The organism is Streptomyces sp. NBC_00829 (assembly GCF_045161795.1).
Classification (GTDB): Bacteria; Actinomycetota; Actinomycetes; order Streptomycetales; family Streptomycetaceae; genus Streptomyces.
In genome coordinates, this window is sequence record NZ_CP108867.1 from 7,031,799 (window position 1) to 7,046,667 (window position 14,869).

14 protein-coding genes and 2 pseudogenes are annotated in these 14,869 nt (G+C 69.1%); 8 read left to right on the plus strand and 8 right to left on the minus strand.

Features of this window, described 5'->3' with window-relative positions; translation table 11 throughout:
• Nucleotides 1-77: 77 nt before the first annotated feature.
• Both OG293_RS31520 and OG293_RS31525 read right to left on the minus strand, forming a co-directional pair.
• Nucleotides 78-1,136, minus strand: coding sequence for a hypothetical protein (locus OG293_RS31520; protein ID WP_406002151.1), 1,059 nt, complete (start codon nt 1,134-1,136; stop codon nt 78-80).
• Nucleotides 1,137-1,228: 92 nt separating this feature from the next.
• A complete protein-coding gene (locus OG293_RS31525) occupies nt 1,229-2,053 on the minus strand; it encodes a hypothetical protein (protein WP_406002152.1) in 825 nt (274 codons plus the stop codon).
• A gap of 542 nt (nt 2,054-2,595) precedes the next feature.
• On the opposite strand from OG293_RS31525, the gene OG293_RS31530 reads away from it, so the two are divergent.
• Entirely contained in the window at nt 2,596-3,177 is a 582-nt protein-coding gene (locus tag OG293_RS31530) for a hypothetical protein (protein WP_406002153.1), read from the plus strand.
• Here OG293_RS31530 and OG293_RS31535 read toward each other — a convergent pair.
• On the minus strand, nt 3,069-3,461 hold the full coding sequence (locus OG293_RS31535) for a nuclear transport factor 2 family protein (protein WP_406002154.1): 393 nt from the start codon (nt 3,459-3,461) through the stop codon (nt 3,069-3,071). The two genes, OG293_RS31530 and OG293_RS31535, sit on opposite strands and share 109 nt — an antisense overlap.
• Before the next feature lie 86 nt (nt 3,462-3,547).
• Nucleotides 3,548-4,768, minus strand: coding sequence for an alpha/beta hydrolase family protein (locus tag OG293_RS31540; RefSeq protein ID WP_406002155.1), 1,221 nt, complete (start codon nt 4,766-4,768; stop codon nt 3,548-3,550).
• Nucleotides 4,769-4,859: 91 nt separating this feature from the next.
• Here OG293_RS31540 and OG293_RS31545 point away from each other — a divergent pair, with 91 nt between their 5' ends.
• Nucleotides 4,860-5,453, plus strand: coding sequence for a TetR/AcrR family transcriptional regulator (locus OG293_RS31545; protein WP_406002156.1), 594 nt, complete (start codon nt 4,860-4,862; stop codon nt 5,451-5,453).
• A 324-nt stretch (nt 5,454-5,777) separates the two neighbouring features.
• Here OG293_RS31545 and OG293_RS31550 read toward each other — a convergent pair whose 3' ends face one another.
• Entirely contained in the window at nt 5,778-6,281 is a 504-nt protein-coding gene (locus OG293_RS31550; protein WP_406002157.1) for an NTF2-like N-terminal transpeptidase domain-containing protein, read from the minus strand.
• Nucleotides 6,282-6,571: 290 nt separating this feature from the next.
• Between OG293_RS31550 and OG293_RS31555 the strand changes: the two genes are divergently transcribed.
• The 3 genes from OG293_RS31555 to OG293_RS31565 all read left to right on the plus strand — a co-directional run bounded on the left by OG293_RS31555 (nt 6,572) and on the right by OG293_RS31565 (nt 9,107).
• Entirely contained in the window at nt 6,572-7,492 is a 921-nt protein-coding gene (locus tag OG293_RS31555; RefSeq protein WP_406002158.1) for a LysR family transcriptional regulator, read from the plus strand.
• A 182-nt stretch (nt 7,493-7,674) separates the two neighbouring features.
• Nucleotides 7,675-8,163: an ATP-binding protein gene (locus OG293_RS31560; protein WP_406002159.1), complete on the plus strand. Its 489-nt coding sequence runs from the start codon at nt 7,675-7,677 to the stop codon at nt 8,161-8,163.
• The gene (locus tag OG293_RS31565) at nt 8,046-9,107 is read left to right on the plus strand and encodes an ROK family protein (RefSeq protein WP_406002160.1); all 1,062 of its coding nucleotides are present in this window, start codon (nt 8,046-8,048) and stop codon (nt 9,105-9,107) included. Before OG293_RS31560 ends, OG293_RS31565 begins: the two co-directional genes overlap by 118 nt.
• 161 nt (nt 9,108-9,268) lie before the next feature.
• On the opposite strand, the pseudogene OG293_RS31570 reads toward OG293_RS31565, so the two are convergent.
• From OG293_RS31570 to OG293_RS31580, 3 genes and pseudogenes are all read right to left on the minus strand, one after another.
• Nucleotides 9,269-9,523, minus strand: a pseudogene (locus OG293_RS31570) (aldehyde dehydrogenase family protein); the annotation flags it as partial.
• Nucleotides 9,524-9,568: 45 nt separating this feature from the next.
• Nucleotides 9,569-10,002: pseudogene (locus tag OG293_RS31575) on the minus strand (aldehyde dehydrogenase family protein); the annotation flags it as partial.
• Nucleotides 9,920-10,369 (minus strand): aldehyde dehydrogenase family protein, encoded by a 450-nt coding sequence (locus OG293_RS31580; protein WP_406002161.1) that lies wholly within the window; start codon nt 10,367-10,369, stop codon nt 9,920-9,922. The pseudogene OG293_RS31575 and the gene OG293_RS31580, both read right to left, overlap by 83 nt.
• A 503-nt stretch (nt 10,370-10,872) precedes the next feature.
• On the opposite strand from OG293_RS31580, the gene phnA reads away from it, so the two are divergent.
• The 3 genes from phnA (at nt 10,873) to OG293_RS31595 (ending at nt 14,756) form a co-directional block, all read left to right on the plus strand.
• On the plus strand, nt 10,873-12,216 hold the full coding sequence (gene phnA, locus OG293_RS31585) for a phosphonoacetate hydrolase (RefSeq protein WP_406002162.1): 1,344 nt from the start codon (nt 10,873-10,875) through the stop codon (nt 12,214-12,216).
• Between the two features lie 113 nt (nt 12,217-12,329).
• A complete protein-coding gene (locus tag OG293_RS31590; RefSeq protein WP_406002163.1) occupies nt 12,330-13,640 on the plus strand; it encodes an MFS transporter in 1,311 nt (436 codons plus the stop codon).
• Nucleotides 13,641-13,652: 12 nt separating this feature from the next.
• The gene (locus tag OG293_RS31595; protein ID WP_406002164.1) at nt 13,653-14,756 is read left to right on the plus strand and encodes a zinc-binding dehydrogenase; all 1,104 of its coding nucleotides are present in this window, start codon (nt 13,653-13,655) and stop codon (nt 14,754-14,756) included.
• The last annotated feature ends 113 nt before the right edge of the window (nt 14,757-14,869 follow it).

The window sequence follows — 14,869 nt, forward strand, 5'->3', positions numbered from 1 at the left end:
GAGATGATGCGGTGCCACACGTCCACATCTCCGACCCACGGAACGTTGACCTGGACGCGGATGTCGTCGCCGAGCTGTCAGGACCCGAACCGGGCGTTGGGATGGTCAACGATCTGGATCGCGGGAATCTGGAGCACACCGGTGCGGCCGGAGAGTCTTTGAAGCTGCGGGCCCGCATCGCGGCCGCGGACGACAGCGTCTTGTCGGTGACCGTGTGCACGCGGCGCAGCCGGCCGGCCCTCGTACTTGTGGGCCTGAAAGCGGGCCATCTTCCGGCCCTCGCCCTTGTCGAGGGGGACGATCTCGTTCGCGTACTCATCGCCCATGCCCTCCGGCCGGGCGATGGCGGAGATGTTCTCGCCGTCTGCGAACCGCAGGTCGCTGCGCTTCCGGCCGAGCCGGGGCCTTCCGAGCACCATGCGGCTGTCGATCGTGTTGCCGCCCCCAGACCAGGCGTGCGTCTCGATCCAGTCGAAAGGGATGTCGCGGGCGAGCTGGTCGATGGTCTGCCCGCAATCAGGGTTGTTCCACCAGGCCAGTTCCCACGGATCGGATCCGTCTGCCGCACCGAGCTTCTCGCCCAGGTCGTGCTGGTCGAGGCGCAGGCTGATGTTGCCGTACGGCCTGCTCTGGATGTGTCCCCAGATGTTCCGTACAGCGTCGAACGCGTCGATGCGCGGCCCGCCGTAGGGCTTCGGCGGCCTCGGCACCTTCTTCTTCGGGTGGGAGAAGTCGATGTATCCGTCGTGGTTTTTGTCCTTGCCCGCGTACGGATCCTTCGGGGTGATCAGCGCGCCGGAAATCAGGTAAGCCTCGTACGGGATGCCGTGCGCGTAGCTGGAGAAGCCCTCGCACTGGATCGAAGCCTTCGGCCCGTCAAAGCTGGTTTTCGTGACGATGCCGCCCCACCGAAGGTGGCCCTCGATCTCCAAGAACAGCTTGGTGCCCCACTCCTCGATAATCGGCAGACCGTCCGGCCCCCGCAGGCGGGCGTACTCGGGCTCAATCGTCCCGCTCATCGACCCCGGCCCGGACAGATCCCTCTTGGGATTCGAGCTGAGCGCGAACGGGACCTCCCAATCGAGGATGACCTCCGGCAGCGCACGCACGGCGATGAACCGCCAGCCCTCCGCCATCAGAAGGTGTCCTCACGCGACGACTCGACGAACTCGACGTCTAGAACATGGTCGAGCCCGCGTCGGCGAGCAGCACCCCCGTGTAGGCGGGATTACCGCTGCCCTCCAGTACGGCGTCCTGCACGGTGCCGCGCACTCTCTGACGGAATGGAGACGGTGCCGCCGCCGATGAACGTGTGCCTTTGCGGCGTGCCCTCCCAGTCACAGTCAAAGTTCGTGAACAACGTCGTCAGGGAGCCGAGCCGGGCCCGCAGATAGCCGTACGAGTCCTTGGCGTTCTTCTGCGACAGTCCGGCCCAGTTGGCGATGATCGTTGCGCTCGTCGCCCACTCCGGAATCTCGATCGGCCACCGGCAGCCGTTGGGGAACTCCTCCCACCCCGGGTTCTTGATGTCGCCAACCGAGTCGCCCCCGGTCCGCAGGCCGTGCATGTAGCGCACGACCCGCCGGCGGCGCGGGTTCGCCATCTCCCGATGGTCCTTGATCATCGCCTGAGTGATCGAGGAGGTGTTCGCTGGAATGTCGATCCGGGCGAGGGTGATCGCCGAATCGGATGGACGGACCTGCCGAATGCTCTTGGTCGTGTTCGGCACACCGGAGATGGCCCTGCTGAAGACGTACGGCCCCACCTTGGGGTCGCTGGGGTTGGGCCAGGTCTCCCCGTAGCTGTACGGGTTCTCGATACGGGCGACGATCAGATCGCTTCGGGGTGAGGCCCCCGTATCCGGGATGGACACCTCGTCGGCGGTCGGCAGCCGGGCCGCGTACGCCTGATACGCAGCCCCGGCCCAACGGTTGAGGACCGCGCACGCGCCAGAGGCGATCTGTACGGCCGCGCCCGGCGTGCTGAGCGCCTTCACCTGCAAGTCGCCAGCGCCGATGATGCCCTCGGACCCGGCGAAAGCCGTGTACGCCAAGAGCCGGGCGACTTCCGAGCTGTGTTGCCTTCGGTGAACCAGGGCACGCTATCCCAGGGCATGAGTGTCTCCTCCGCTTATCAGCTGCAGTCAGCGGATGACTGTGATCTCGGAAGACCCTTTGCGTCGCGCCCTGCGGTTCCCCACCTACGGGCTACCGACGGAATGCGCTGACCTGCCGAAACGTGGCTTCCATCGTGTGGATCTCCCGTGCTGGGACGTGAGGGTTCCCGGTGAACTTCCTTCCGTTGGAGTCGCCGCAAGCCTCGCTGATTTGCAGGGAGGAACCCTCTACGCTGCTGACCATGCCTCAGATTGTGATCCTTCCCCATCCGACCTACTGCCCGGAAGGTGTGGTCATCGAGGCCCCCATGGGTCTAAGCCTCGATCCACCGACGTGTTTTTGGAAGTGATCTCCTGACCGGTTTCGAGCCGCTTTCGGGTCGGCGCTTGGGCATGGGCAGGTGGTAGCCGCTGGTCTGCCCAGCTTTTTCACGTTCGGTTCCGGTTGGCCCTGGCGGGCGCGATGGGCACAGGTGAGCGTGACGCGCTCTGCGACCTCCTCGCCCGATGGCTCACTGGTCGCGATCACCCCCGCCGCCCTCGCCCCACCGGAGACAGACGTGCCCGAGGACGAGCTCCGGCGCGCGCTCGACCTGGCCGAGGCGCTCACCACCGACGACCTGGGCGACCTGAACGACCACTACAAGGAAGCCGTCGAGGAGGTCATCACGGCGAAGATAGAAGATCGGCAGCTGTCCCCGATGGCGGCACCGGCGCCCAGGGAGCCGGTGCTCGTCGATCTCATGGCCGCGCTCAACGAGAGTGTCGCGGCCGCCCGGCAGTCACGCGGCGAGAGTGGCGAGCACGCGACCGTCCACGAAATGCTCCCGCCCAAGCGGACCGCGAAGAAGACCACCCCGGAACTCGTGCGCAGCCGGGGGCCTGGCGGGCTTGCTCGCCGGATGGTGCTGATCCGCTGCCGGGGCGTGTGCCGTCTTCGCGGCGTGGTCTCTCAGCGGGCGCTGCCGATGTTGCGGTCGGCGTCGGAGCCCTTGAGCATGAGGGTGGTTTCTTCGATGCGGGTGAAGCGGCCGTCGGGGGCGAGGTCGGCGAAGACGTAGACCTCCATGGTGACGGTGGTGCCGTCGGTCTTGGTGATGTGGCAGGTGTGCCGGTCGGCGTACTTGTTGCTGTCGTACAGCTCTTCGTGGACCTCGACCGTGCCGTCGGCGACGATGCCGCGCAGGTGGTTGATGTGGTCGAGGAACTCGGTGCGGTCGGCCCACTCGCCGTCCGTGCGCTGCCGGTAGTCGGGGGTGAAGTGGCGGTCGGCGGCTTCCTCCAGGGTGATGTCGTGGTTGAAGAGCAGGTCGTTGAGGGCGGCTTCGATACCGGTGCGGTTCATCTGGATTCCCTGGGAGTGTTGGGCGGTCCGGGAGGGCCGGTCGGGTGGGGCTGTGATCAGGGTTTGCCGGTGATGTCCGGCCCTCTTCAGGGGGTGGTGGTGAGGGTGTCGTCGAGCCAGTCGTAGATCCGGGCCAGGGACAGGCGCATGGCGCCGGGGTGGCAGTGGGCGCCGGCGCCTTCCTCGGCGGTGAACACCATGAGGGTCTTGGGGCAGGTCAGGTGGTTGTAGAGCTGCTCGGGCTGGCCCTTGAAGAACTCGTCCTCGGCGGCGTCGCAGACGAGGGTGGGGCACTGGATCTGTTCGGCGATGCCGTCTTGGAGGGTGTAGTCGAGGTAGGAGGCGCTGAAGGCCCGGGGGGTGTCCACGCCCATGACGTACATGCCGTGGTTGATCGCCCAGCGGGCGGTGGCGTCCTGGGCCAGGATCTGCTCGAAGCGGGCGTCGAGTTCGGGGGCGGAGTCCGTGCGCAGGAGCCGTTCGGCCTCGTCGCGGTCACCGGGAATGTTGCGGACGGATATCTGGCCGAGGTCGTAGACACCGTCGACAGCTATCAGTGCGGCCAGGCGGTGTTCGAAGGCCGCCGCCCTGGGGGCGAGCACGCCACCCATGCTGGAACCGAGCAGCGCGATACGGCTGTTGTCGACATCGGGGAGGGCTTCGGCGAAGTCGACGACGGGGGTGATGACGTTCTCCCAGTCGGGGCGGAAGACCAGCCCCTCGCGGTGACGCGGTCCGGGCTGTCCGGGGCCGTCGAAGGTCAGCACGGTGTAGCCGCGCTCCACGGCCGCCAGCGCGCCGCTGAAGTGGAGTTCCTCGGCGCTGCCGTCGAAGCCGCTGTGCATGACCAGGGTCGGCCGGGGTGTGCCGGTGGTGCCGGCCCGGTAGAGGTAGCCGGGCAGCGTGGTGTCCTCGTACGGGATGCGGACCGGTTCGATGCGCGGGGTGTAGAGCGCCGCCGCTGCCTGGAAGCAGGCCACGCTCCGGTCGTAGGCGTGGTCGTGGCGCGGGTCGCAGGGATGACCGTGCAGGAAGAACTCGGCCGACCGGTAGTAGTTCGAGGCCCGCAGGAACCCGTCCCGGGCGCTGACCGTGTGACCGGCGTCCAGGGCCTTCTGAGCCTCGTCGGCCACCCGGTCGGCCGTCGCGAGCCACTCCTCGTGCCAGCTGTTGTAGTCCCCCTCGACGATGCTCTCGCTCGTGGAGACGACCTCGCCGAAATCGGCGCCGCCGTAGGCGATGTGGCTCATCGAGCGCAGGGTCTCGTACCAGAACTGGGGGTTGTTGGGGAACAGCAACTGCTTCATCACACCCTCCTTAAGCACAGATTTGTGCGTACGACGGAACTGTAGACCCTGCGAGAACCGCGAAGCAAATCTTTGTGCTTACGATGGGAGGGTGACCCCGAAACAGCCGACTCCACGCATCCGTAAGAGCTCCGAGCAGGTCCGCTCGGCCGTCCATCAGGCGGTCATCGACTTGTTGTCCGACCCCGGGGGCGCGGACCTGACCATTCCCGCGATCGCGCAGCGCGCCGGGGTGAACCACACCAGCATCTACCGCCGCTGGGGCAGCCGTGAGGCGCTCCTGGCCGACGTGGTCGTCGCCCGGCTCGAACGCGACTGGCCGCTGGCGGACACCGGCACCCTGCGCGGCGACCTCATCGCATGGGCGGAAGCGGGGGTTGCGAGCATCCGTAAGCCCGAAGGCCGCCTCCTCGTGCGGGCCGTCGCCCTGTCGATGCCGGGCAGTGCCCAGGCGCAGGAGGAGCGCGCGCAACACTTCGAACGCCGGATCCACGCCATCGAACGCATCCGTGAGCGGGCCGCGGCCCGCGGCGAGAACCCCCCGCCCCTCGAACAGATCCTCGACCAGCTCATCGCACCGCTCTACCTACGAGCGATCTTCGGCATCGAACCACCGGCCACCGGCTACCCGGAACTCCTCGTGGACAGACTGCTCAGCGACGCGGGCAGGTCGGAAACGGCCTGAGCGAACGCACCTGAACTCCTGGCCCCCAGGCGCTCACGCCAGAGAGCCGCGTCGACGCCGTACGGCGGCGGTGGGCGGCCCAGCGGGCCGGGCAGCGGGCGCAGGTGAAGGCCGAGCGGCTGCACTTACGGGCACTGCACGACGCCGAGGAGCTGCCCGTCCCCGCGCGCGCCGTCTCTGACAGGACGTCGTCTCGGTGGGGCGCGGGTCTCTTACCTCCTCGCCCAGGGGCGCCCTTTGTCTGCGGTGGCAGGAGTGGGGGTGGCCGGGATGGGGCTGGCCACTCACCGGGCAGCTTTCCAGCCCCTTCCGGCCCACCCGCGCTCACACTGCCGCGCCGCTCCCCGCCTTACCACCGGCCTTTCTGCCGTACTTCTCCCGCAGGCCGTCCAGGACGGTGCCGAGCGAGGGGTACTTCGCCGTGGTGAGCTCCGCGCCGTTCCGGTCCAGTGCCCTGACCGGCGGGTCGGCCTCGCCAGTGACCAGCGTGTCGTCCTTTTTGAGGTCCGGGTGCACGACGGACGGCTGCCAGCCGACCAGCGGCTTGCCGTCCTCGGCCCGGACGACCGTGAGCTCGGAGTCGTGGGTGAGGGGCTTGCTCTTCCCCTTGTACGGGACCGTGGCGGAGACCCGGAACGTCACCTTCGGCCCGGACGCCTTGCCGCGGGTGAGTGTCACCTCGTCGATGTGGGCGTCCTTGCGGTACCCGGACAGCGCGGCCCGTGCCGCATCTGTCCGGTCCGTGAACGCCGCGGCCTTCGCCGCGTCGCCCCGCTGCCAGGCTGTGAGGAACCCGTCGGCCGTGGCCTGGATCTCCGCGGCCTTCACCGGGCCTGCTGTGAGTGTCTTCGCGGTGCCGTCGGCCGTGCTGTCCTCGCCCGCCGCGTCGTCGCAGTACCGGCACCCGTCGTGGGCGGAGCCTCAGCAACGCGCGGTGCGCGAGGATGGGGCAATGACTGACGACCCCGCTGCCCCTGATGCTTCCGGCATCGCCACGGTGACCGTGACAAACACCCGAAGTTCGCGCACCGCCATGCTGTGATCCCTGCGTCACTACTGGTGCCACGGAAGCCCATAAGCTAGGCCCACAGCACCGTCCGTAACACCGGAAGCGAGCCGTGACACTCGACCTGCACCGCTTGTGGATCTTCCTGCACGTCATTGAGGAGCAGGGATTCTCCGCCGCCGCGAACAAGCTCTACATGAGTCAGCCCTCGGTCTCGAATCAGATTCGGAAGCTGGAGGAGTCCCTCCGGATCACGCTGATCGACCGGTCGGGAGCCCGGATCAGGCCCACGGCGGAGGGCGAACTGCTCGCCGAGTACGCGCGTCGCGTCTTCCTGCTGGCCGACGAGGCGGTCTCCGCGGTGCAGCAGTTGAGCGGTCTGCAGACCGGCCGCCTGGTGGTGGGCGGTTCGACCACCCTGGGCACGTACCTGATCCCGGACCTTCTGGCCGTGTACCGCAGACGTCATCCTGGCATCGAGAGCCATGTCTTCGTCGGCAACATCGCGACCGTGACGCAGCAGCTGCTGAACGGCGAAGTGGCGGTGGCCATCGTGGCCGGTGTTCCCACCGAGCCACGTCTGGTGGGGGAGCCCGTCCTGGAGGACCGTATGGTTCTCATCGCCCCGCCCGGACATCCTCTCGGCGGCCGGGGTCCGGTCACGGGCGCGATGCTCTCCGGTGAACGGATCGTGTTCCGCGAGCAGGGTTCCCAGACGCGTGAAGTGCAGGAGCTGACCCTGGCCCGCTGGGGCGTCACCGATTCATCCCACACGGACGCCTGGGGCCCGGAGGTCCTCAAGCGGTGTGTGCGTGCCGGGCTCGGCATCGCCTTGGTCTCCGAGCACGCGGTCGAAGATGAGCTCCGGGCGGGTACGCTGGTCACGCTGCCGACCGAGCAGTCCGCGGAGCCCCGGGTCATCTCCTTGGTACGCCGGCGAGACCGCATCCTTTCTCCCGCTGAGCATGCCTTCATGGAACTCGTACGGGAACAGCACGGCTGGCCCCCCACAGACCCCCGCACCGGCGGCTGACCTGCGACAACGGCTTTACCCTTCGTCGCCGCTATAGGGCACATCACCCGATACCGTCTTGTGTCTTCCCCGCCGTGGCTCGGACCATCGAGTCACGGCGGCGCCTCTCCTGCCGCACGGCCCCAGGAACATGGCAATGCGCTTCGTGCGCACGCCGCGACCCGAGAGACGTGGGGACACCCATGAGGATCACCCTTCCGCCCGGACCACGACGCGGCGTGCCGCGGCACCGGCGCAGCGCCGGGGCGACGCCCCCACCCGAGCGGCATCGTCCCCGCATCATTCAAGGAGGTGCCCTCGCCCTGCCCGCCGAGTCCCGTTACGTGCACACCGCACGCCGCTTCGCCGACCAAGGCGCGACGACGTGGGGCTTGGACCAGGACTGCCGCGACACCCTCGTCCTGATCGTTGGAGAGCTTGCCGCCAATGCCGCCCAGCACGGAGGTGCCGCCATGTCGGTCAAGGTGTGGATCGCCGGGCCGGAACTCTGCGTCGAGGTGACCGACACCGGGCCCCTTCCGAAGGTCCCGGACATCAGGGATCCCGACGGAGAATGTGGCCGCGGACTGGGCATCGTGGATCGGCTGACCGACTGGTGCGCCATCGACCAGACACCCCTGATGCGGCGGGTCCGGGCGGGCTTCGGCATCAGAAGGTCAGCCCGCCAGTGATCGGGAACAGCTCCGCACCTGGCGGATGCGAATCAGTTGCCGGCCTCGACGTCGGAGCCGATCGCGTTCGCGCCGTCATCGCCACCCCTGACGGGCACGTCGTGCAAGCAGAGGAGTGGTACACGCGCCCGGAGCGTGGGCCGGACGCCGTCGTCGACACCGTGCTCGGCTGCGCGGCGGAGCTGGTCGCGAGCGCGAACCGCTCCGGGGCACGCGTATCGGCCGTCGGGGTCTGCGTCCAGGGCATCGTCGACGAGGGCTCCGGGGTGGTCGAGCACGGCACCGCACTGGGGTGGTCCCGCACACCGGTCCGCGCCTGGATGGAAGAACACATCGGCCTTCCCGTCGTCGTCACGCGTGACCTGCACGCCGCTGCTGTCGCCGAGAGCTGCGTCGGCGCGGGACGCCTGTGCGAAAGGTTCGCCCTCGTGTCGATCAGGTCCGGTGTCGAGGTGGCCGAACTGCGGGCCGGTACCGTCGTCCCCCGCGCGGGCGCTGGAGTGCCCGACCACCGGGCCGCCGAACAGGGGAGCGCGGAATGCACCTGCGGAAGCCACGGCTGCCCGGCCACTCTCGTCCCGCCCCGGGCGCTCCTTCGGCGGTATGCCGAGCTGTCCGGCGAGAGCGACATCAGAGCCTGGGACCTGCCGCTGCTCGCGGCCCGCGGCGACCGCTCGGCGGCCCGCGTGTGGCACGACGCCGTCGACGCCCTGGCGGAGGCTCTCGTACCCGTGGCCGCCCGCGTCGGCCGCCTGGCCATCGGTGGTGACGCGGCCCGCGCCGGGCGGGCCATCCTCCAGCCACTGGGATCGGCGCTCGCCGAGCGTCTTCCGCCCCGGACGCGACCCGAACTGGTCGTTACGGGACTGGGCCGTGGCGCAGCGGGTCTGGGAGCGGCGCTCCTGGCGCGGGAAGCGCAGATCGTGGGCGCATACGCCGAGTGACGCGCGTGCGGCGCCCCGTCGTCAGCAGGAGAGGGAGGCCGAGCGCCATTCGGTGTAGAAGTCCCAGACGTGCGGCCCGCGCTCTGCGAGACCGTACGATGACGCCTTCGTACCGACCCGCGACGGGTGTCCGTAAGCATCGAGACCCAGCCGGTTCACACTCAGCGTGGCCGCCTCGCAAGCGCTCGGAAGGCACGGGCCCGGGAGGTGGTGAACACCGGGGTTGATATGGCGTGCGGCACCCTGTTGGCGATGCGGACGGCGTCGTCGAACCCCTCCGCGTCGATCACACATGGCACGGGACCGACGATCTCCTCCTGAGCCGGCTCCGCGTCGGGGGCCACCCCGGCGAGGACGGTGGGCGCCACATGGAAGCCGTCGGGCCGGGCCGGGGTGAGACGGCCGCCGCAGCACCTTCGACATCGTCGTGCGCGCCTTCGCGACGGAGTCCAGGCAGACGCTCATGCGATCTCCGTCCACGACCGGGCCCGGCTTTGAGCGCGGGTCCATGCCCGGCCACACGCGCAGTGCGGACACCTGACGCACCAGCCGGGCGAGGAACTCCTCTTCACGCGGCAGTCGACGACGACACGGCCGGTGCACCGCTGCGCTGCCTGCCCAAACGCCCCCGTGAGCACTGCCGCGACGGCCTGGTCTAGGTCGGCGTCCTCCAGGACGACGACGGCGTTGCCGCCCCCCAGACCGAGCCGGGTGCGCAGCGGGCGGCGTGAGCCGGCGTGGTGGACGCCGGCGCCGACCGCAGGGGAGCCGGTGAAACCGACACCCGCGACCTGCTGGTGGCACCGAGGGCCTCACCAGCGGCGGCGTCCCCCTGCACGAGATTGAGCACGCCGTGCGGAAGTCCGGCCGTGTGGAGGAGCTCGACGAGGAGCGCCGATGTGAACGGCGCGAAGGGGCGAGGGCTTGAGGACCGCCGTGCACCCCAGCAGCAGGGCGGGGGCGATCGTCCAGACCGGGATCGCCAGGGGGTAGTGCCACGGGGTGATGAGGCCCACCACTCCGATAGACCGCCGGAAGGTGACCGCCCAGGTGCGGTCGCTCCCGGCAGGGAACGATGCCCCCGCGAGCCGTTGGCCCTCGCCCGCCACGCAGTCGGTTACCGCCACCGCCTGATGGACCTCCGCCCTGGCCTCCGTCAGCTGCCTGCCCTGCTCCCGTGCGATGACCCGGGTGAACCGCTCGCCCTGCTGCTCCAGGAGACGGGCCGCCCGGCCCGGCGTATCGTGCCCGGCTCGCGCCATACGCCCAGGGCTCCGGCAGCCTCGGCCACCGCCTGCTCGACGTCCACACCTGCGATTCGGGAAACAGACCGATCGTGTCGGAGCGGTCGGCAGGATTGACGTTCTCGCGCGTGAGTCCGCCCTCGGCCGGGGTCCAGCCGCCCACGTAATTGCGCAGGTGGCGGAGTGACGGCTCAACGTACTCGGCAGTCGCCATGATGTGGCCTCCAGGGGTCCTCCCGCGAGCCTCTCCGACCAGCCGTGGTCTGGACAACAGGAAGGGGGGTCCCGCTTCGTGAATCGCCGGTATACCTCCTCGTTATGGCGCCTGCCGCTTCCCACCGGGCGCAGCTCCGGGGCTGGTCAGGTCTGGCCCACCCGCAGGCAAGGCCGTCGGCGAGGAGCGGTCGGGTGCGGGCGGTGGGTCGAATAGCCCCCATAGCCGAAACAGGGGTTCCTCCTCCTCCGCCGCGCCCTCAATCTCGTCAAAGAAAAACCGGCCAGCAACGCAACGAGGAGCGCGCGTGACCGCACCGAAGTTCACAGTCAACGGCAGGACCTACACCAGGCCCTCCGCCCCTGTGGTGGTGATCTGCATAGACGGCAGTGAGCCCGACTACCACATCGAGGCAATGGCGGCCGGACGCATGCCCTGGCTGAGCAAGGTCCTCGCGAGCGGGGGCACCTCGTGGCCCGCCCACTGCGCCATGCCCGCTCTGACCAACCCCAACAACGTGTCCATCGCGACGGGCCGGCCCCCGAGCGTCCACGGCATCAGCGGCAACTACATCTTCGACACCGAGCTCGGCGAGGAGGTGCTGATGAACGACAAGCGCTTCCTGCGCGCGCCGACCGTCTTCGCCGCCGCCAACGAGGCCGGCCTCGACGTGGTGGTCGTGACCGCCAAGGACAAGCTGCGCCGACTGCTCGGAGCCGGTCTCGTCGAGGAGGGCCCCGCCCTCGACGGCTCCGGGGAGTTCGTCGCCCCGTCCCGGCGCGGCATCTGTTTCTCGGCGGAGAAGGCCGACCAGGCCACCGTCGAGGAGAACGGCATCGGTGACGTCCTGGAGCTGGTCGGCAAGCCGCTGCCGAGCGTCTACTCGGCCGGCCTGAGCGAGTTCGCCCTCGCTGCCGGCGTACGCATCCTCGAGACCCGTGGCGCCGATCTGATGTACCTGTCGCTGACGGACTACATCCAGCACAAGAACGCCCCGGGCACCGAGGCCGCCAACGACCTGTACGAGAAGATCGATCATTACGCGGGACGGCTCGCCGAGCTGGGTGCGACGGTCGTTCTCACCGCGGACCACGGCATGAGCGCCAAGACGGACGAGGCCGGCACAGCACGGGTGATCTACGTCGAGGAGGAGACCCGTCGCCTCCTCGGCCTCCCCGCCGATGCCGATGGCGGGGCGGACGGCTTGCGGGTCATCCTGCCGATCACCGACCCGTACACGGTGCACCACGGCGCCCTCGGCTCGTTCGCGAGCATCTATCTGCCGGAGCACGCCGATCGCGCGGCTGTCATCGCGGAGCTCCGGAAGCTGGAGGGGGTCGAGAAGGTTCACGGCCGTGAGGAGGCCGCCGAACGGTACTCCCTGCCGGCCGACCGCATCGGCGACATCGTGGTCCTCGCCGAGGCCGGTACCGCTCTGGGACGCTTCTCCGCCTGGCACGACCTCAGCGGGCTCGACGCCCCGCTGCGGTCGCACGGCGCCCTCGGGGAACTCCAGATCCCCTTCCTGATCAACCGGCCGCTGCCGGAGCCCGAGCCCCTCGACAGTCCCTTCGGTGACCCCGCCCTCATCCACAACTACGACGCCTTCTGGGTGGCCACGACGCTGGTCGGCCAGGAGGGCTCACAGTAAGCCGCCCTGACGTCCGCCGCCCGGCAGCAGCGGTCCCGGCGCCGTCCCCCAGCCGCGCCTCCTCAACCACCTCGGGTGGAAAACGTAGTCTCATCGCAGATCGTGGGAAAGCCATGTCCAACTCGGAAAAGCTCGTGTCCGTGACCGACGGTCCCCAGCCTCTGGCTGAGAAAGAGTACACACGGCTCAAGTGGCGCATGCTGCTGGCAGCCATGTTCTGCTACTTCTTCTTCTACACCGGCCGGCAGACCTTCGGGTTCGCCATCCCCGGCATCGAAGAGGACCTCGGCCTCAGCAAGGCCACGCTCGGCGCGATCAGCGGCATCCTGCTCTGGTCCTACGCGGCCGGGCAGATGATCAACGGCAACCTCGCCGACAAGTGGGGCGGGCGGCGCATGATGGCCGCCGGCGCGATCCTCTCCACCATCCTCAACTGGTTCACCAGTTTCTCGACGGGCGCCAACTCGCTCGCCCTGGGCTGGGGCCTGAACGGATACGCCCAGTCGCTGGGCTGGCCGTCCGGTGGACGCGTGATCTCCAACTGGTGGTCGCACAAGGAGCGCGGCCGCAGCTTCGGTTTCTACACCTTCGCCGCCGGCATGGCCTCCGTGCTCGCCTACGTCACCTCCACGATCGTCGTCGACACCCTCGACCTCGACTGGCAGTGGATCTTCCGCGCGCCCGTCCTGCTCATGCTCGTCGGCGGTGTGACCTTCTATCTCGTCGCCCGGGACAGCCCGGCCCAGGCGGGCGTGAGACCACCCGCCTCCCACGCACAAACCGCCGAGGAAGAGGCCGCTGACCTGGCGGCGGCCGGCGACGGTGAAGGCAGCTGGCAGAGGTACAAGGCCGTGCTGCGCAACCCGAAGATCTGGTCGGCCGGCATCGCCCTCGGCTTCCAGAACTCGGCCCGCTACGGGCTGCTGATCTGGGTGCCGGTCTACTTCCTCGGCGACAACTGGAAGAAGGCCGACACCGGCATCAACCCGCTGTGGATCTCCGTCGCGCTGCCCATCGGCATGGCCGTGGGCGCGCTGGTCAACGGACAGATCTCCGACCGTCTCTTCGGCTGCCGCCGGGACCGCCCCATCATCCTGTTCATGGTGATCGGCGCCGTGATGGCGATGACGATGTACGCCGCGCCGCTCAGCACGACCACCGGCATCGTCGTCCTGTTCCTGACCGGCTTCTTCGTCTACGGCCCCCAGTCCTCCTTCTGGGCCCTCTGCCCGGACATCGCCGGCAAGCGCTTGGCGGGCACGGCGACCGGTGCGGTCAACTGCTTCGCGTACCTCCTCGCCGGTGTGGCCGAGATCCTGATCGGTGCCCTCATGGACAGCACCGGCAACACCGCCCTCGTCTTCCCCATCGTCGCCGGAGCCTGTGCGTGCAGTGCCCTGGTCGCCCTCACCATCCGACGCTAGGCGGAAACCCACATGACTGATCCGAGCACGGCGTCGTCTCCCGACCGGAGCGACGCCACGCTTCCCCTTGCGGCCGTCTGGTCCGGTCCCGACAGCGGCTTCTCGCTCGTCTCCCAGCCCCGGCCGGAGCTGGCACCCGGTGAGGTGCTGGTCCGCGTGGAGCTGGCCACCGTCTGCGGCAGTGACGTCCACACCATCGCGGGCGACCGGCCGACCCCGCTGCCGACGGTCCTCGGGCACGAGGCGGTCGGGGTCGTCGAGGAGGTGGCCGGCACCGTCCGCCTCGTCGATGGACGCCTCGTCGAGCCGGGCCAGCGCGTCACCTGGACGATCGGTACCTCCTGCGGCTCCTGTCGGCGGTGCGTCCGCGGGGTACCCCAGAAGTGCACCGGTGTCCGCAAGTACGGGCACGAGGCCATCAACGACCACTGGCAGCTCAACGGCGGCTTCGCCACCCACTGTCACCTCGTCGAGGGCACCGGGCTGGTAGCCGTGCCCGAAGACGTTCCCGCCGCGGTGGCGGCGCCCGCGAACTGCGCCACAGCCACCGTGGTCTGCGCCGCACGGCGCGCCGGACTGTCCGCCGGTGACTCCGTGGTCGTGATCGGCTGCGGCATGCTCGGCCTCACCGCGGTCGCCTACGCCCGCGAACTCGGCGCGGAACACATCGTCGCCTGCGATCTCGACGAGGGCCGACGGCAATTGGCTCTGGTCTTCGGCGCGACCGCCGTGTGCAGCCCGGCCGAACTGCCCGAGCTCGCCCAGCAGTACGGCGCGGACATCGTCATCGAGCTCTCCGGCAACAGCCGCGCCGTTCAGACCGCGCTGGACATCGTGGGTCTGGACGGCCGCGTCGCCCTGGTGGGCTCGGTCTCTCCCGGCCCGACCGTCAGCTTCGAACCCAACACCTTCGTCCGCAATCTCTCCCACGTCATCGGCAGCCACAACTACACGGTCAACGACCTCGACGAAGCAGTCAGATTCCTGACGCGGACCCCGGCGCAGGGCCTCTTCGCCGACCTGGTGCCGAGCCCGCTGCCGCTGACCGAGATCGACGCGGCCGTCGCCGCCGCCCGCGAGGGCACCGCACCACGCATCGCGGTGCACATGGACTGACCCGCCGCTCCGCGCGCCCCGGGCTCGTGATGCCACGGCCCCTATCACCCGCACCGCACGAATATCACCCGCACCGCACGGACTTCCCTGGCTGCATCGGCCGATTCCCCTAC